Origin of the sequence: Streptomyces broussonetiae (assembly GCF_009796285.1) — a bacterium.
Taxonomy (GTDB): domain Bacteria; phylum Actinomycetota; class Actinomycetes; order Streptomycetales; family Streptomycetaceae; genus Streptomyces; species Streptomyces broussonetiae.
In genome coordinates this window covers 9,523,088-9,539,601 of record NZ_CP047020.1, presented here as the reverse complement: position 1 = coordinate 9,539,601, position 16,514 = coordinate 9,523,088, and the positions used below count along the sequence as shown (strand labels likewise).

Here is a 16,514-nt window from a genome sequence, read left to right as displayed (position 1 = left end):
CCACTCCGTCGATAATTTCGAAGAGATTGCCGAATGATGCGGGAAACCTAGGCGCAACATCAACCTCCGTCAAGGGTTTGGAAGATCTCGATTCGGCCGTACCAGTTGAGGCCCTGACCAGCTACTATCCGGCCGTACGGCGGCAACGACGTCGTACTTCGCACACCAGGGCGGCACAGGAGGGCTCGTGACCAGAGCGGCGACACTCGCCGAAATCGCGCGCGAGGCGGGGGTGTCCACACCGACTGTTTCGAAAGTCGTGAACGGCCGCGCGGACGTCGCCCCCGCCACCCGGGAGCGGGTGGAGGAGCTGCTGCATCAGTACGGCTACCAGCGGCGACACAGCAACAACGCCCCGTCCAGCCCGTTGCTGGAGCTGGTGTTCCACGAGCTCGAGAGCGCCTGGGCGATGGAGGTCATCCGCGGGGTCGAGAACGTCGTCCGCCAGGAGGGAATGAGCGTCGTCCTGTCGGAATCCTCGGGCCGGCTCAGCCTCGGGCAGTCCTGGATGGACGGGGTGCTCGCCCGCCGCCCAACGGGCGTGGTCCTGGTGCTGTCCGGGCTCGACAAGGCACAGCAGGCGCAACTGACCGGCCGAGGCATCCCGTTCGTGGTGATGGACCCGGCCGGGGACCCCGGTCAGGACATGCCGGCGGTCGGGACGACCAACTGGAACGGCGGCCTCGCCGCCACCCGCCACCTGCTCGACCTGGGCCACCGACGCATCGGCATGATCGCCGGACCAGGGCGGATGATGTGCAGCCGCGCCCGGATTGACGGCTACCGGGCCGCGCTGGAGACGGCCGGCGTAGCCTTCGATCCCGCACTGGTCCGCGAGGGCAACTTCCACCACGAAACCGGCTACTGGGTGGGCCTGGAGCTGCTGCGCCTCAAGGACCGGCCCACCGCCATCTTCACCGGCAACGACCTGCAGGCGCTCGGCCTCTACGAGGCCGCACGCGAGTTGGGCCTACGCATCCCGGAGGATCTCAGCGTCGTCGGCTTCGACGACCTGCCCATCGCCCGCTGGGTCGGCCCACCCCTGACCACCGTCCGCCAGCCGCTGACCGAGATGGCCGAAGTCGCCGCGCGCATGGTGATCGACCTCGCCCGCGGCAACCCACCGTCCGCTCTGCGCGTGGACCTGGCCACCAGCCTGGTCGAGCGCAGCAGCACAGCCCCAGCCCCGACCGCCGACCAGCACTGAGCCGTCGGCACCTTCGAAATTTCGAAAGCACCTTTCGAAAACACGTAACGCATCACTCCGGTCGCGTACCGCGGGCCCCGGAGCCATTCCGGCCGACCTGCCCCACCGCCGGCTGCCAGCCAGGGGTGCCCCGCGAGCATCGACTGCTTCGGGCGGCGTCCCACTTCCCAACGGCATGCTCTGGGACGGCCCGAGACGCAACGGAACCTTTCCAGACAGGACTGTTGTCATGGCAACCCATCGAAGCCTCGTTCTCAGCTCGTGCGGCGAGATACCCGGCCCAGTCGCGTCCGGCGTAGGCGACCCAGCGGAGCACGGTGTGGCGGTGCCCCTTCCTGGATGATCCGTTCGAACTCGACGGGGGGCTTCCCGCCGGCCGCGCTGTGTATTCGCTCCGCTTGCCGGGGCGGGTGAGCGAGCGGCGTCGGCGAGGCGGCTTGCGGCCCTGCAGGCCGAGTTCGGCCATGATCTCGGCGACGGTGTTCTGTGACACCTGCCAGCCCTCCTCCCACAAGTCCACTGTGATCCTCGGCGAGCCGTACGTCCGGCCGGAGCGGTCGAAGAAGTGACAGATCCGCTCGGCCGGCTCTGCGCGTCTGGTCTCGCGTTTCGTCGGCTCGGACGCCCGGCGGCGCCACTTGCAGAACCACGCCTCCGACACGCCCAGGGCCCGGCAGGAGGTGCGGTACGGAACGCTGTGCACGGTCTTCTGGTCGCTGATCACCCCGACGAGCACCGCCGGGTCCGCCACAGCTACTTCACCCACAAGACCATGCAGCGTTCGAGCACATCACGCTCCATGGCCAGCTCCTTGCTGTCCTTCTTCAGCCGCGCGTTCTCCCGCCGCAGCCGCGCGAACTCCTCGCTCTCACCCCTCGCCACGGCCCCGCCGGCCCTTCGAGCCCGCGACACCCAGCTCGCCAGCGTGGTCTCGTTGATCCCGAGGTCCTGCGCGACCTGCGCGATCGGCTTGCCGGTCTCGGCGACGATCCGCACAGCCCCTCACGGAACTCCGCATCGAACTTCCGCCTCTTGCCTGACCCTCAACTTCCCCTGCAGTCAGGGTCTCTACGCTACGAGGGGAAGGTCAAAGCCGGGGTCCCTCGAGCGGGTCCAGGACCGGCTACGTGGAAGCGCCCCGTCCGAGGCAGACGAAACGCCGTAGTGGTTCTTCACGGCACACCCGAGAAGCGCGAACATGCTCAGTCATGGACATTCTGCTCGTTGTGAGCGCGTTCAACAGCCTCTCCCAGCGGGTGTACACGGAACTCTCAGACCGGGGTCACCGAGTGGACGTCGTCCTCGCCACGCACGGCGACGCCCCGGTCCGGGCCTCCGTACGCGAACGGCGCCCGGAGCTGATCATCGCTCCGATGCTGAGGACAGCTCTGCCCGAGGACGTGTGGCGGGAGCACACCTGCCTCGTCGTGCATCCCGGACCGCCCGGCGACCGTGGTCCCTCCGCGCTCGACTGGGCGATCGCCGAGCAGGCTCCGCGGTGGGGTGTCACGGTGCTCCAGGCCGAGGCGGCCATGGACGCCGGGGATATCTGGGCGGCGGAGCCGTTCACCGTGGCGCCCGTGGGCAAGAGCGACCTGTACCGAAACGAGGTCTCCGACGCCGCCGTGACCGCCGTCCTGCTGGCCGTGGGCCGGTACACCGCCGGCGGGTACAGGCCCCGCCCGCAGGTCCACACCCCTGAAACCCCTCTGCACATCGTCCGGCGCGACTTCTTCCGGCAGGAGCGCCGCCGCATCAACTGGTCGAACGACAGCACCGAGACCGTGCTTGGCAAGCTGCGCGGCGCCGACTCGCAGCCGGGCGTCCTGGACGAGCTGATGGGGCGCGAGGTGTTCCTGCACGGCGGTCACCCCGAGGACCGCCTGCGCGGCCGCCCCGGCGAGCTTCTCGCGACCCGGGCGGGCGCGGTCTGTCGCGCCACCCGCGACGGTGCCGTGTGGATCCCGGAACTGCGCCCGCGCAAGGACTCCGGCGACCCGGCACCCTTTCGGCGCCCCGCCGCCTCCGTCCTCGCCTCCTTCGCTGAGCCGCACCAGCTTGACCTTGCAGATTCCGCCGTCCCGTTCGAACTGCCCGCGCACCGCCGCACCTGGACCGACATCCGATACCGGCAGCGCGGCGAAGTCGGCTTCCTGAGCATCTCCTTCCCGGGCGGTGCGATGAACACCGACCAGTGCCGCAGACTCCTCACCGCATACGAACACGCAAGAGCCCGCCCCACCTCCGTGCTCGTGCTCGGCTCCGACCGTGACTTCTTCTCCAACGGCATCCACCTGAATGTCATCGAAGCGGCCGCCGACCCCGCTGAGGAGTCCTGGCGGAACCTCAACGCCATGGACGACCTCGTCGAGGCCGTGCTGCGCACCACCGACCGGCTGGTGGTCGCCGCGCTCGCCGGTAACGCCGCCGCCGGAGGCGCCATGCTCGCGCTCGCCGCCGACCAGGTGTGGTGCCGTAAGGGCGCCGTGCTCAATCCGCACTACCGGCGGATGGGCATGTACGGCTCCGAGTTCTGGACGTACACGCTCCCGCGCCGCGCCGGAGCCGACACCGCCCGCCGGCTCACGCAGGAGGCCCTGCCCCTGAGTGCCACATCGGCCGCACGGCTCAACCTGGTGGACCGGCTCCTGACCACCGCGCCGGGCGAGTTCGCAACCGGGGTCGAGCGGCTGGCCACCGCTCTCGCCGCCGCAGGGGACCTACGGCACCGCATCGCCACCAAGGCCGCGGCACACCGCACGGCCGAGGAGGTACGGCCGCTCGCGGTCTACCGGCGTGAGGAACTCGCCCGCATGCACGCCGTCTTCTTCGACCCCGAGGCCCCCTACCACGCCCTGCGCTCGGCCTTCGTGCGCAAGAAGCCGACCGCTTCCCTCCACCCCCTGGCGCCGCCGGCGGGAGCCGTCGGTTGAGTTCCCGGAACAACCGGCTGCTGCTCGCCGGCGCCGGCAACACCTTCCTCGGGGACACCACCCTTCGGCTCCGACGTGATCCGCCCCTCACACGGCGCCCGTTGCTGCCCGAAGTGCGCGTCCGAGACCTCGGCATCCACAGCCTGGACCTCCTCAGAGAACCCACGCGGCCGAGTACCCCGCAGCGACCGGACCATCGGACGGCGCCCGTCCGCGGCCCAGCAAAGCCCCGGCGGGGACCGAACCGCACACCGTCGGTGTCCACCTCCACCTCCAGGACCAGCACGGCCGGAGCCGTGTCGTTCGCCGAGGGCCGGCCACTGTCCGTCATGTCCTTCACAGTCCGCGACGGCCTGGACCGGACATCCTCACCGACCCGTCGCGCTTGGCCGCCCTCGGCCTGATCGCCTGACCAGCGTGAGCCCTGCCCCGGCGGCTGTCCGGCCGTCGGGGTCTGATGTGGCCCGGCGCCGCATCAACTCGCCGTGTTCGTCACGGTGTTCGTCCGTCAGTTCGTCAGACATGAGCCAGCAGTCATCAGCCAGGATCCCGAGAGATCGGTAGCTGGTGCCATATTAGACACCTGATGCGGCACTAGACCCTTTTGGGCCGCGTGTCGTTCGCGTGCCATAACGTAGCGACCACCGCAGTGAGTTGGCACCCGCAAGCCCTTCCGCGTCGGCATCTCGAATCGCGAAACCTGGCAGGCGGCCTGCTCTGCCGCGACCGGAGCCTCTCTGATGTCCGCGCCTTCGCCGGCCGCGCGGGCGTCCCCGTCAACTGGCCTGACTTGCAAGGGGTTTGCGACCTCGCAAACCGATTTCCCTCGGCACCTTCCGTCTGGACATAGACGCCCGGCTCGGCTTGGCACCAACCCCTGCATGCACGAGGCCGCCTGGCGGAGACGCGAAGGGTCGACTCAAGATGAAGAATCTGGCGCGGGCATCACTGGCTGTGACCGTCGGGACGGCTGTCTGTCTTGAACTGCGTTCGTTGGCCCCGGTGAATGCGGGCACCGCCCGGCACAACCTCAGTCGGACAGTGTGGCCGGGGACCACATGCCAAGCCACTGCTCGGCGCCCCATGCCTCGAACCGCTCTACCTCGGTGAACCCCAGCTTTGCCGCGAGGCGCATCGAGCCGACGTTGGCGGTCTGGGTGGTGAGCACCACCGGCTCGCCGGAAAGCGCGCCGGCGACCCAGCCAAGTGCCGCCGCGCACGCCTCGGCGGCGTACCCGAATCCCCACGCCCGCGGCAGGAAAAGGTAGCCGAGATCGGCCTTCCCCGCGGCAGCCGGGCGACGGTGCCCGGTTGCTCTCCTGAGCAGGATCTGGCCGATCATCGCCCCGCCGAGCTCAACGACGAAGCTGCCGGGCCACTGCTCGGGCACCTCAGGCGTCTTGCGCTCAAGCTCGTCACGCGGGCGGGGACCGCCGAGGTAGGTGTGCACCTCTGGCGAGGCGAGCAGCTCGATGAAGGCCGCACGGTCCCGAGCCTCGGGCTCACGGAGCACGAGCCTCTCAGTCTTGATCAGGGCAGGTGGCCAGGCGACGGTTCCAAGATCAGACATGCTGGCCAGCCAATCAGCAAGCTCGGTAGCGATCAAGACTGGCGGACCGGGCAATCCACCCGCCAGGGCCCGTCCTTCTTCTCTCACGTCCCCTCCAACGAGCCACAACCCGTACTCTCCGCCCTGCGGTTTAAGGATGAGATCTGACGTCATTCCTCGTGAACATCCACGGCCCTGCCGACCGCCCATCGCCACCCAAACCGATGGATAAACGCTGCTGCTTGAAGGGTTCTGGCTCGCTTTCCGCGAGCCAGAACCGCTTGAAGTGAACGAAGCCACCGAGTCCATCGTTTCCAGACCACCACCGCCGCCGAACGAGCCAAGTCCACAGGAGCACGACGGTAGCTGTCAAGTCAAATGAAACGAATGTGCGGCTATGAACTGTGTTGCTGTGGTTCGCGTCGTCGGGCGGGGTCGTTGATCCACGCCTGTTGGGGAATCTTCGGCGGCACCGGCCGGCTGTTGAAGCGTTCGGGGTGCTGCTCGTAGGCGGTGATGAGGGTGGCCGCCCGTTGCTCGCGGACGAGTTCGGCGGTGCCGAAGTGGACACTGGCGGGGGTGTGGTAGCCGATCCCGGAATGCCGGTGGACGTGGTTGTAGTGCGAGATGAACGCCTCCATCCACTCCCGTGCGTGGGTGAGGGAATCGAAGCGTTCTGGGTAGTCGGGCTGGTATTTCGTGGTGCGGAACTGGCTCTCGCTGAACGGGTTGTCGTTGCTGACTCTGGGCCTGGAGTGGCTGCGGGTCACGCCGAGATCGAGGAGCATCTGGGAGACTTGCTTGCTGGTCATCGAGGTGCCGCGGTCGGCGTGCACGGTGTGCGGCACGATGCCGTTGCGGTCGATCGCCTCACGGATCAACTCCTCGGCACGGGCGGCGGATTCGGCCGCCTCGACGGTGTGGCCGACAACGTAGCGGGAGTAGATGTCCAGGATCACGTACCCGTGAAACCAGACGCCCTTCGCCGGACCCGCCAGATGCGTGATGTCCCAACTCCACACCTCGGATGGGCCGTCGGCCACGAGCTCGGGGACCGTGCGGGGCGGGTGGGTGGCCTGACGGCGGCGTTCACCGTCTTGCCCGGCCTCCTTCAGGATCCGGTACATGGTGCGCTCGGAACAGTGGTAGCGGCCCTCGTCCAGCTCACGTGCGTAGATCTGCGCGGGCGGCAGGTCCACGTATTCGGGCCGGTTCATCAACGCCAGCACGGCCTGCCGCTCGGCCGGTGTCAGGGCGTTGACCGGCGCGGGACGTGGGGCTCTGGGCCTGGCCGGGAGGGGGTTCAGCCGCCGGTGGTGGGTGGCTCGGGAACGGCCGGTCAGGCGGCACGCGGCCACGATGCCCACGTGCGGGGCCAGGCGATCGACGGCCTCGTGGAGAAGCGGCTCCAGGGCGTCCTTCAGTCCGCGCTCTTGGAGAGTGCTTCCAAGAGCGCGTGTGTTTTTCCCAGCACCTCCAGTGCGGCGTCCCGCTTCGCGACCTCCTTCTCCAGCCGCTCCACCTGCCGCCGAAGCTTGTCGTTCTCCGCCTCGGCGGGGTGCTTCTTCGGCCGTGCGGGGCTGGTGCGGTGGTCGGTCAGCCTCTCCAGCGCGCCGGCGTCCCTGGCCTGGCGCCACTCGATGATGTGGGAGTGGTACAGCCGCTCCCGGCGCAGGACCGCGCCTTTGTCCCCGGTGGGGGCCGCGTCGTATTCGGCGACGATGCGCAGCTTGTACTCGGGGGTGAAACGGCGGCGCTTCGGCTTTGGCGCGGGATCTTGCCCGGAGGGCTTGGTGCTGGTCATGCGGGAGGTGCTCCTGTCGTACCCGCCCACAATATCTGATCATTTCGGGGCGTCTCACCCGACGATGTCAGAGACGGCGAGCAGGTGGTGGCGTGGCTCAGTAAGCGTTAGATCGGTCCGTATACGGCAGCGGGGGCACCGGTCATGAGCGCCCAGTACCGGTCCCCGTATGACCAGTGCCACCACTCGCTCGGATAGTTGACGAAGCCCTGCTCGCTCAGGCATTGGGCGAGGAGGTTGCGGTTGGCGCGCGCGGTTGGCGACAGTCCTGGAGCGTCGAAGGGACACCACGTCTCATCGCCCGTGCGGTGTCCGTTCACCGCGCCGCCCATGTCCAGTTCCACGCCATCGCTGTCGATGAGTGTCAGGTCCACGGCCGCGCCGGCGCAATGTGGGGCCACCTCGACCGGGGAGACGAAAGCACTCGCCTGGCGGAGAAGCTCTGCCGGGTCCGTGATGCCTGAGAGGCGCAGACGATCCTCATACAGTGCGAACCGGCGTGCCTGTTCAGCCAGGCTGCGATGGCCCTCAATCACAAGGAGCCTGACGCCGGCAGGCAGCCTCTCGGAGGCTGAGCCCAGGCGTTCGAGCACGCTGGCCCTGACTCGCCCGTATGCCCCGGCCTCGTCCTGTTCTCGCGGGTCCAGCGTTATCACCGGAACGGTGGCGATCTCCGCAAGGGGTTCGCCGCAGTCCGCCACCGGGGTGTCGATCACTCGCGGATCGCTAAGCAAGATCATGCCGCGTGAGCCTAACGCCTCGGACCGGCAACCGTGCGAGCACACATTCGGCCGCTGGCTCGGAAGCAACGTGAGCGTGGAAGAGGCCCGAGCCCAGACCGAGTAATCGCTCGGGACGAGCACTCCTTGTGCGCGAGGACCGCGTCGGGTGCCGTCCGGGGTCTGCCGACCGACTGTGGGACCCGAACTTGGTCCGCGGGTTCGAGGTCTACCGATGTAGGTGCCCACACCTCTGGCGAGGCGAACAGCTCAATGAACGCCGCACGGTCTCGAGCCTCGGACTCACGGAGCACGAGCCGTTCGGTCTTTATAGGAGCAGGTGGCCAGACGGTGGGACCGAGTTCAGTGGCGAACTGTGCCGGTCTCAGCACCTGGCCGGTGTCAGATGTCGCGTTCGCGCACATGGAGGTGGCCTTCGAGAGGGAATGCGGGTGGTGCTGCTGCCAGGAACTTGGTCAGTTCGTACCGGCACTTCTGGGCGACGCGGCATGATGCCAGGTTGTCTACTTGGTGCAGGAGTTCCAGGCGTGTCAGGCCATCACCGGCGAAGGTGGTGAAGGCCCAGTCGGTCAACGCCTGCAGTGCACCGGAAGCCACTCCCCGGCCGCGCGCGTACGCAGCTGTCCAGTATCCGACCTCGGCGGATGAGGCGCCTGGGACAACGCCCTTGAGGACCACGTGCCCCGCCAGTTGCCCCGTACCTCCCTCGGCTTCCATCGCTGCGATGGCGAATGCGAAGCGCTCACCGGCCTCCCAGCCCCGTTGCTGGGTTCGAATCCACCGTGCCGCGCTCGCCTCGTCGTCTATGGCTGAATCCGTCCAGCGACGCAGGGCACCGTCGCGATACAGCTGGACGAGTTCGGTGGTGTCCGCCGCCCTCCACGGACGCAGAACCAGAGCGGGACTCCCCGCGGCGTCTGCCTCGAGGCATGCAACGATCTCGTCCATCGGCCGATGGTAGGGGGCCGCGGTGTTTGGCGGTGGCGCCTCTGCACAGGCTCCGCGCCGGTTCGGCTGCTGCATCATCGGGCCGTTCGTATCGTCAGAGCCTTGACGGACCAGTCGATCACCGGCTCCAGGGATTCCGGGGCCGGCCAGCCGTTGATCACGGCGAGCAGGGCGAGGTACCGGTCTCTGCGTGTATCGATCGCGGCCTTCAGGCGTTGCAACAGCCAGTCCTGCAGCAGGGCGTCGTCGGGACACCCGACGGCGAGCGCACACCCTGCGGTGAGCGTCGCGACCACGGCATCGGCTTCCGGTGAGTCGGGGCTGATGCCGGTTGACACGGCAGTTTCCACAAGATCGCGGGTGACGGCGACGACATCCGGGCGTGGCGGCGTGGCGGCGCCGTCAGGCAGATCGGCCATATGGGCCTCGACCAAGCTCCGCAGACTGGCACGGAAACCTGCGTCCAGGGACAGCTCGGCCAACTCCACCCATGCTTCGATCTGTTCCTGTGTAGGGCTGTCGGGTAGCTCGGGTGTCATGGAACGCCGGATCGCGCCGTGGCCTGCCTCACTGTGGTGGCCGTCGAAGACAGTGTCGAGGAATTCGTCGGTCAAGCGGCGCCTCTCGGCTTCTGACAGCATGGCGAGCTGGTGCATGCGCTCCATCTCCTCGAAAGTGGGCTCGCGTCTGGCCGCAGCGGCCAGCACGGCCTGCCGCAGGCGCAAGGTCTTGATCTGTACGTCCAGGGCTGCGGTGTGCTCCGCTACGACCTGGTTCAGCGTGAGTTCCTGATCAGTGACGTGCCGGATCACGTCGAGGCCGACGCCCAGCTCGCGCAGCGTTCGGACGAGGGCGAGGCGAGCGATGGCGTCCTGACCGTAATGGCGGCATCCGGCGGGGGTGCGATGGGCCGGCGCCACGATTCCGCGGTCGGAATAGAACCGGATTTTCTTGACCGTCAGCCCCGTACGCCGGGCCAGTTTGCCGATCGAGTAGAGGGTGTCGCCGTCCATGGCCCTACTTTCATGTCTCCCTCCACGGGAGAGTCAAGTTCGGGAACAAGCTGTGGAGAGCATCGGCGCTCATGGCCCTGACGAAGCGGTGGGCTTCCCGTGTTCTTCTCATGGATGACGACGATGGCTTCTCTCCTGCCCGACGTGCCGGCGACTGTCGGCCTTGGCCGAGCTCCTGTGTATCTGGGCAACTTCAACGAAGAGACCGATCCGGAATAACGCACCCCGTACGGTGAACACAGTTGGTTGACTTGAGCGCATGACATCCTCCGCGTTCGAGACAACCAAGCCCGATTCCGTCGCCTATCTCGACCGGCTCGCCACGAGCGATCTCGGCCGCGCCTACAAGCAACGCATGCTCGACGCACTCGATCTGCGCGCCGGGCACAGCGTGCTCGACCTCGGCTGCGGTCCGGGGACCGACCTCGAGGCGCTCGCCCAGGCGGTCACCCCGGCCGGGACTGTGATCGGCATCGACCACGACCACGACATGGTGGACGCCGCCCGGACACGCACCACCGGTCAGGCCGCGGTGGAGGTCCGGCACGCGGACATTCACGGTCTGCCGATGGCCGACGACACCGCCGACCGCGCCCGCACCGACCGGGTCCTGCAGCATGTGGCCGATCCGTCGGCGGCGCTCGACGAGATCCGCCGGGTCCTGCGGCCGGGTGGGCGGCTCGTGATGGGCGAGCCCGACTGGGAGACCCTGACCGTCGACCACCCCGACAGCAGCCTGACGCGCGCCTACACCCGCCATGTGGCCGAACGGGTGGTCCGCAACGCGGGCATCGGCAGGCAGCTGACGCGCCTGGCGACCGAGAGCGGATTCACCGTGCCCGAGGTCATCCCCGTCACTCCCGTCTTCCGGGACCTCCGGGTCGCGGACAAGATCCTCGGCCTGGAACGCACCACTCGGCGAGCGGTCGAGGCAGGGTACTTCAGCGACCAGGAGGCGGAGACCTGGCTGAGGCGGCTCACTCAGGGTCCGTTCTTTGCGGCGGTGACGTTCTACATCGTCGTGGCCGAGGCGTAGTCGCAAAGTTCGGCATCGCAGGCACATCAGGTGTCATGCCGCGGGGTCCCGTCGCAAGAGCACAAGGACGGCGGCACACGTGGCCAGAGCGCTCGTGGCGGTCTGGACCAGGATGCCGGTGCCGAGGTGGGCGGTGCCCGAAGGGTCGAACAGGTGGGTCCAGTCCTGCCAGTAGTGCATGGGCAGGACGAGTTGAACGGGGTGCAGGGTGTGCGAGCCGTTGAAGAGGCTCGCGGCGATCACGAAAGCCACGGCGGCGCCCAGGGCTTCGACACCGCGGGGCAGGAGGAGCCCCAGGGTGAACGCGATCGTCGCGATACTCAGCATGCACAACAGGCAGTAGCCGGTGGCCGACAGGACGCGGACGGCCGTCTCACCGCCGTTGAGATTCGGCGCGCCGATGACATGGAACGGGTGCCAGCCGAAGACGGCGAGGCCGACGTGAAGTCCGGCCGTCAGTACGCACAGGGTGGCGATCACGGTGAGCACGGTGAGGGCGCCGAGTTTGGCCGCCAGAAGGCGCGTTCGGCTGGCGGGGGCGACGTACAGGTAGCGCAGGGTGCCCCATTCCCGGTCGGAGGAGGCGATCGCGGCCGCCGGCAGCGCCACCAGAATCGGGAGGAGCAGCGGCTCGATGAACGCCATGCTCGCCATGGCGAGGTTGAGCGCGGAGTAGGGGGAAGCGCCGAACAGGCCGGTCTGTCGACCGTTGCGGTGCCCCGCGTCCGAGGCGAACGAGAGGCCGGCCATGACGGGGACGGCGGCCAGGCAGGCCAGCACGGCGAGGGTGCGGATCCGCAGCAGTTGGGTGGTCAGTTCAACGCGCACCACGCTCGCCGTCTCCTTCGGTCATGGTCAGGAACGCCTCTTCCAGGGACTTGCTCTCCTGCTGCACGGACATGACGCCGATGCCCTCGGTGACCAGCTCGTGGACGAGGTCACGGGAGGGCACGCCGGGTGCGGTGACGACGATCTCGTCACGCCGTGTCATGACCGTCGCGACGCCGGGCAACACGCGCAGGACGGCAGCCGCCCGTGCGGTGTCGTCCGCCTGGAGGAGATGGGTGCCGGCGTCGCCGAGCAGTTCGCCCATCGGTCCGGCGGCGATCAGCCGGCCGTGGTTCAGCACGACGGCGTGGGTGGCCAGTTGCTGTACTTCGGCGAGCTGGTGGCTGGAGACGAGTACGGCGGCCCCGCACCTGGCCAGTTCGCCCAGGTGCTCGCGCAGGGCCCTGACTTCGCCGGGGTCCAGGCCGTTGGCCGGCTCGTCCAGGATGAGTACGTCCGGTTTCCGCATCAGGGCCTGAGCCAGTATGAGCCGCTGCTTCATACCCATCGAATAGCCCTTGACCTTGCGGTCGAGCGCGTCGCCGAGGCCGGCGAGGTCCAGGGCGTCGTCCAGGGCAGGGGGCGGCCATGCCTGCCCGGTCGCCGACCACAGGAGCCGCAGGTTGGCCCGGCCGGTGAGGTGCGGCACGAAGGCCGGACCGTCGATGAGGACGCCGACGCGGCTCAGCACGGTCGCTCCCAGGCCGACCGGCTCGCCCAGGACGGTCACGCTACCGATGTCCGGGGAGGACAGGCCGACCAGCATGCGCATCGTGGAGGTCTTGCCCGCTCCGTTCGGGCCGAGCAGCGCGCAGATCTGGCCGGCTTCCACGGTGAAGCCGAGCCCGCTGACGGCCTGCCTGCGCCCGTACCGTTTGGACAGCTTATGGGCGCAGATCACCGGTGCGGTTTGTTCATGCACGGTGGACGGTTCCATCGTCACGCCTTTCACCGGTTCGTTCCCGGTCGTCGAGGGTGGACGCCGGCCGCGTCCGAGTGGTGGCGGCGTGGCCCGGAGGACCCCTGGGGAAAGCGCGGGAGCAGGAGAGCCGCCGCGATCACAGACGTAGCCGCCCCGGCGCCCAGTGTGAGGGCGGCGAGGGCTGGTACGGATGTGAGTGTTCCTGTTCCGAGCACCGACCACAGGGCGTCGCGGAACGCCGTCGCCACGCTGATCGCGACGCATCCGGCGACCATCGCGGCCTCGGCGATGCGGCGGGTACGGGTGCGCGGCGGCCGTGTGATGAACCCGGCGATCGCGTTGCTGATCACGCAGAACGCCAGGTCGGAGGTGGTCACGACGATCAGCATCCAGGTGATGAGGAGCGGATCCGTCCAGTGTTCGCCGATGGCCTGACGCCCAGATGCTCGTACTCACCGTCCTCGCCGACGGCCCACTGCACGGCTACGCCATCAACGCCGCGATCGAGGAACTCACCGGCTGCAAACTCGGCCCCGGCAGCCTCTACGGAGCACTCTCCCGACTGGAGGCACGCGAACTGATCCGGCCCGCGGACGAGGCGGCCGAAGCCCAGGAACGCCACCGCACCATGCAGATCACCGACACCGGCCGCGACCAACTTCACACCGAACTCCAGCAGATGGCCCGCATCTCCGCCGCCGGCCTGCGTGCCCTCGGGATCACTCCGGCATGAACGCGGCCACGCTGCTGACCCGCCTCTACCCACCGGCCGTTCGCGAGCGCTGGGGCGAGGACATCAGCCACGAGGTGTCCGCATCGGGAATCCGCTCCTGGCCCGACACCCTGGCCGGCGCCGCGCGGCTCTGGCTCCACCCCGGCGACTGGCCCGAGTCCTTCACCGGCCAGACCCGCCGCGTCCTGACGGTCGCACTCTTCGCGCTCGCTGCGGCAACCGGGCTGCTACTGCGCTCCGCCGAACCCTCCAGCACACTTACGGCCGACGTCCACCACCCCGCCACCAGCCTGTGGCTCGCCCCGATCCTGCTGGGCATCTGCCTCGCCGCACCGCTTCCCCCGTTCCGTGGCGACGTACTCCGCCCCCTGACCTCCGCGGCGGTCCGCACCCTGGCGGCCCCGACCGCCGCGTTCCTGGCCATGTGCCTGACGGCATGGAGCGGCGCCGCCGAACACGTCACAGGCGTCGCCGACACCGCCATGGTCCTCTGCTACTGGTTCACGCTCGGATTCGCCGCGTTCCGACTGTGCACCCTCGTCGCCCACGCGGCCCGGACCGCCGCCCTGCCGACCACACGCCGCCTGTCCACGGCACTCCTGCTCATCGGCGCAGGACTGACCCTCGCCGCGAGTCAGAACCTGCTCGCCGCCGTCCGGACCGTTCCCCATCCGAGTTCCGTCGTCGAGACCCTGGCGCTGAGCGTCCTGGCCGCAGCGGCGATCAGCGTCGGCCACGATGTGAAGCGGACGAGGGCATAAGCCCCAGCAGAGGCACAGGGCCGGGCCTCCCGTCAATCATCCCGAACATGTCCCCGGACGACGTCGGAACGGCCCGCAGCCTGCGCTCCGCGAACGCCGAATGACCGGCACCGGCTCTTCGGGGTGCGGATGCGAGGAACGGCCTCCCTGACCAACCAGCCGCCGTGCTGCTGAACGTCACAGCTCCAGCGCATGCGTGAGCGATGCGTGAGCGGACAGTCCGGCACGAGGTGTCAGTCGCGGGAGTGGGCAGCCAAGCGGTGCCGACCAGGCAGGACAGCACCACGTGGCAGCGCCGAGCACCACCCGGCAAGGATTCGATCCCACTTGTGGAGCGATGCTGTTCCGACCGCGCGTTATTCGTTGCCTTGGAGGGTCGCGAGGTAACCGGCCCAACTGTCCTGACCTCCTGGTACCGGCAGATCACTGACCGGATCAAGGCCACCCACCGGGCCGCGGCCCCGCGCGTCCTGCGCGTCACCCTGCTCGCGGCGGCCGTCAGCGTGCTGATGCTCGGCGCGACCTGGGCCGCGCTCGGCTGGCTCGCCGCGACGGGGCGGATGGACCTGGCCATCGCCGCCACCGCCGTCATTGCCGTGCGCACCTCCACCGGAGCCCTGACCTCCCTGGTCATGGCCGCCGCCCGGCTGTTCCGCACCTCGCTCTACTTGGACGACTGGCAGGCGTTCCTGCACCGGGCGAAGGCCCTGCGCGCCGTACGCGGCACCACGCCGGTCCCGGCTGGTGCCCCCGCCAAGATCCGGGCGGAGAACATCTCGTACAGGTACCCGGGCGCTGACCTCCCGGCCGTCGACGGCGTCAGCCTGACCCTGCGCCGCGGCGAGTTGATCGCGTTGGTCGGGGAGAACCGCTCGGGCAAGACCACGCTGTCCGCCCTGCTCACCGAGCTGCGGGTCGCGAACGCGGCGGCACGGCGACCTGGGACGGCATCGACCTCGCCGAAGCGGACCCGCACAGCGTGTGGGCGCGGGTCGGGCTGGTGCCGCAGGACTACACCCGCTGGCCCATGGACCTGCGCGCCAACATCCACCTCGGCCAGCCTCGTGCCGAGGACGACGCCCTGCTCCTGCAGGCGGCGAAGGCGGCCGGCGCGGACAGCGTCATCGCCAAGGTGCCGTACGGCCTTGACACCCTGGTGGCCAGCTCGAACTGGGGCGGCACCGACCTGTCCGGCGGGCAGTGGCAGCGCATCGCGGTCGCCCGGGCCTTCAACCGGGACGCCGCGATGCTGATGCTGGACGAGCCGACCTCGGCGATGGACCCGCGCGCCGAACACCTTGTGATCAGCCGGTCCAAGCACCTGGCCGAGGGCAAGGCCGCCGTGTTCGTGACGCACAACCTGGAGAACGCCCACCTCGCGGACCGGATCACCGTCCTCGACGGCGGCCGCGTAAGAGAACAAGGTGACTTCCAGGCCCTGATGGAGTTGGGCGGGCTCTTCGCCGAGCTCTACAAACGCGCCCAGGACCGGTAGAGGCGCGGCTTCGGTCAGCGAGCGCGCGTACAGGTCCACGAAGCCGGTTTCGAGCGGGCACGGCCCGGGTCGACCGGCGACGGGCCCAAGTGGCTGCCCCCTTTTAGGAGCTCACGTCGGCGGAGTCGACCACGCACCCGGACCCGTCGAACCGGGAGGCCGCGTTGAGTTCAGCCCGCAGGGCTTCATGCAGCCGCTGTCCAACGCCGGCCTCATTCCAGTCCCGCAGCCTGCGCCAGCAGGTCGTGCCGAAGCCGAAGCCCGGCTCTTGCGGCAAATGCGCCCACTGGATACCGGCGTGCAGCACGTACAGGATGCCGCGCAACACCTCCCGGCCCGGCAGCGGCCTACGACCCGGGTAGCAAAAACGCCGATCACGCTTCGGCAGCAGCGGCTCCAGCCGCTCCCACAGCTCATCCGACACGATCCACGGCGCCATCCCCACACCGAGCCGAACGCTCAACTCCTGCCGTCGCGGACGAGTTCGGCGACGACACCCGAGAGCCTGCCGGTACCACCGACGGCCGGCGCGCGTCTCATGATGG

General features: G+C 68.8%; 16 protein-coding genes and 3 pseudogenes. 7 read left to right on the top strand and 12 right to left on the bottom strand.

Annotated features, from left to right (window positions below):
- Nucleotides 1-187: 187 nt before the first annotated feature.
- Nucleotides 188-1,207, top strand: a complete 1,020-nt coding sequence (locus tag GQF42_RS43670; RefSeq protein WP_158929318.1) for a LacI family DNA-binding transcriptional regulator — start codon at nt 188-190, stop codon at nt 1,205-1,207.
- A 52-nt stretch (nt 1,208-1,259) separates the two neighbouring features.
- Here GQF42_RS43670 and GQF42_RS47930 read toward each other — a convergent pair whose 3' ends face one another.
- Nucleotides 1,260-1,868: an IS3 family transposase gene (locus GQF42_RS47930; RefSeq protein ID WP_407699543.1), complete on the bottom strand. Its 609-nt coding sequence runs from the start codon at nt 1,866-1,868 to the stop codon at nt 1,260-1,262.
- A gap of 92 nt (nt 1,869-1,960) precedes the next feature.
- Nucleotides 1,961-2,203 carry a transposase gene (locus GQF42_RS43660; RefSeq protein ID WP_158929314.1) on the bottom strand — a complete coding sequence of 81 codons (243 nt, stop codon included), beginning with the start codon at nt 2,201-2,203 and terminating at the stop codon, nt 1,961-1,963.
- A gap of 212 nt (nt 2,204-2,415) precedes the next feature.
- On the opposite strand from GQF42_RS43660, the gene GQF42_RS43655 reads away from it, so the two are divergent.
- A complete protein-coding gene (locus GQF42_RS43655) occupies nt 2,416-4,140 on the top strand; it encodes a hydrogenase maturation protein (protein WP_158929312.1) in 1,725 nt (574 codons plus the stop codon).
- Between the two features lie 1,030 nt (nt 4,141-5,170).
- On the opposite strand, the gene GQF42_RS43650 is transcribed toward GQF42_RS43655, so the two are convergent.
- The 6 genes and pseudogenes from GQF42_RS43650 to GQF42_RS43625 all read right to left on the bottom strand — a co-directional run bounded on the left by GQF42_RS43650 (nt 5,171) and on the right by GQF42_RS43625 (nt 10,194).
- Entirely contained in the window at nt 5,171-5,710 is a 540-nt protein-coding gene (locus GQF42_RS43650) for a GNAT family N-acetyltransferase (RefSeq protein WP_158931316.1), read from the bottom strand.
- 374 nt (nt 5,711-6,084) lie between these two features.
- Nucleotides 6,085-7,493 (bottom strand): IS3 family transposase gene (locus GQF42_RS43645; RefSeq protein WP_407699472.1). Its coding sequence is split into 2 segments (ribosomal slippage): nt 6,085-7,127 and nt 7,127-7,493, totalling 1,410 coding nucleotides; the frame shifts between segments, so codons are not numbered across the junction.
- A 107-nt stretch (nt 7,494-7,600) separates the two neighbouring features.
- A complete protein-coding gene (locus tag GQF42_RS43640) occupies nt 7,601-8,233 on the bottom strand; it encodes a M15 family metallopeptidase (RefSeq protein ID WP_158931314.1) in 633 nt (210 codons plus the stop codon).
- Between the two features lie 195 nt (nt 8,234-8,428).
- A pseudogene (locus GQF42_RS46705) lies at nt 8,429-8,637 on the bottom strand (hypothetical protein); the annotation flags it as partial.
- Nucleotides 8,615-9,181, bottom strand: a complete 567-nt coding sequence (locus GQF42_RS43630; RefSeq protein WP_158929310.1) for a GNAT family N-acetyltransferase — start codon at nt 9,179-9,181, stop codon at nt 8,615-8,617. The gene GQF42_RS43630 and the pseudogene GQF42_RS46705, both read right to left, overlap by 23 nt.
- 74 nt (nt 9,182-9,255) lie before the next feature.
- Nucleotides 9,256-10,194 carry a MerR family transcriptional regulator gene (locus GQF42_RS43625; RefSeq protein ID WP_158929308.1) on the bottom strand — a complete coding sequence of 313 codons (939 nt, stop codon included), beginning with the start codon at nt 10,192-10,194 and terminating at the stop codon, nt 9,256-9,258.
- A gap of 259 nt (nt 10,195-10,453) precedes the next feature.
- Between GQF42_RS43625 and GQF42_RS43620 the strand changes: the two genes are divergently transcribed.
- Nucleotides 10,454-11,230 (top strand): methyltransferase domain-containing protein, encoded by a 777-nt coding sequence (locus GQF42_RS43620; protein ID WP_158929306.1) that lies wholly within the window; start codon nt 10,454-10,456, stop codon nt 11,228-11,230.
- A gap of 33 nt (nt 11,231-11,263) precedes the next feature.
- Here GQF42_RS43620 and GQF42_RS43615 read toward each other — a convergent pair whose 3' ends face one another.
- The 3 genes from GQF42_RS43615 to GQF42_RS43605 are packed head-to-tail and all read right to left on the bottom strand — an operon-like array spanning nt 11,264 to nt 13,357.
- Nucleotides 11,264-12,061, bottom strand: coding sequence for an ABC transporter permease (locus GQF42_RS43615; protein ID WP_158929304.1), 798 nt, complete (start codon nt 12,059-12,061; stop codon nt 11,264-11,266).
- Nucleotides 12,048-12,980, bottom strand: coding sequence for an ABC transporter ATP-binding protein (locus GQF42_RS43610; RefSeq protein ID WP_158929302.1), 933 nt, complete (start codon nt 12,978-12,980; stop codon nt 12,048-12,050). The genes GQF42_RS43615 and GQF42_RS43610 overlap by 14 nt, the downstream gene beginning before the upstream one ends.
- A gap of 26 nt (nt 12,981-13,006) precedes the next feature.
- Nucleotides 13,007-13,357, bottom strand: coding sequence for a hypothetical protein (locus tag GQF42_RS43605; RefSeq protein ID WP_158929300.1), 351 nt, complete (start codon nt 13,355-13,357; stop codon nt 13,007-13,009).
- A gap of 65 nt (nt 13,358-13,422) precedes the next feature.
- On the opposite strand from GQF42_RS43605, the gene GQF42_RS43600 reads away from it, so the two are divergent.
- The 4 genes and pseudogenes from GQF42_RS43600 (at nt 13,423) to GQF42_RS47090 (ending at nt 15,969) form a co-directional block, all read left to right on the top strand.
- Nucleotides 13,423-13,713 carry a helix-turn-helix transcriptional regulator gene (locus tag GQF42_RS43600; protein WP_158929298.1) on the top strand — a complete coding sequence of 97 codons (291 nt, stop codon included), beginning with the start codon at nt 13,423-13,425 and terminating at the stop codon, nt 13,711-13,713.
- Nucleotides 13,710-14,474 (top strand): hypothetical protein, encoded by a 765-nt coding sequence (locus tag GQF42_RS43595; protein WP_158929296.1) that lies wholly within the window; start codon nt 13,710-13,712, stop codon nt 14,472-14,474. The genes GQF42_RS43600 and GQF42_RS43595 overlap by 4 nt, the downstream gene beginning before the upstream one ends.
- 203 nt (nt 14,475-14,677) lie before the next feature.
- Nucleotides 14,678-15,340, top strand: a pseudogene (locus tag GQF42_RS47450) (hypothetical protein); the annotation flags it as partial.
- Between the two features lie 113 nt (nt 15,341-15,453).
- Nucleotides 15,454-15,969 (top strand): ATP-binding cassette domain-containing protein, encoded by a 516-nt coding sequence (locus GQF42_RS47090; protein ID WP_267906168.1) that lies wholly within the window; start codon nt 15,454-15,456, stop codon nt 15,967-15,969.
- A 47-nt stretch (nt 15,970-16,016) separates the two neighbouring features.
- Here the strand turns inward: GQF42_RS47090 and GQF42_RS43580 are convergent.
- Nucleotides 16,017-16,408 (bottom strand): annotated as a pseudogene (locus GQF42_RS43580) (transposase); the annotation flags it as partial.
- Between the last annotated feature and the right edge of the window lie 106 nt (nt 16,409-16,514).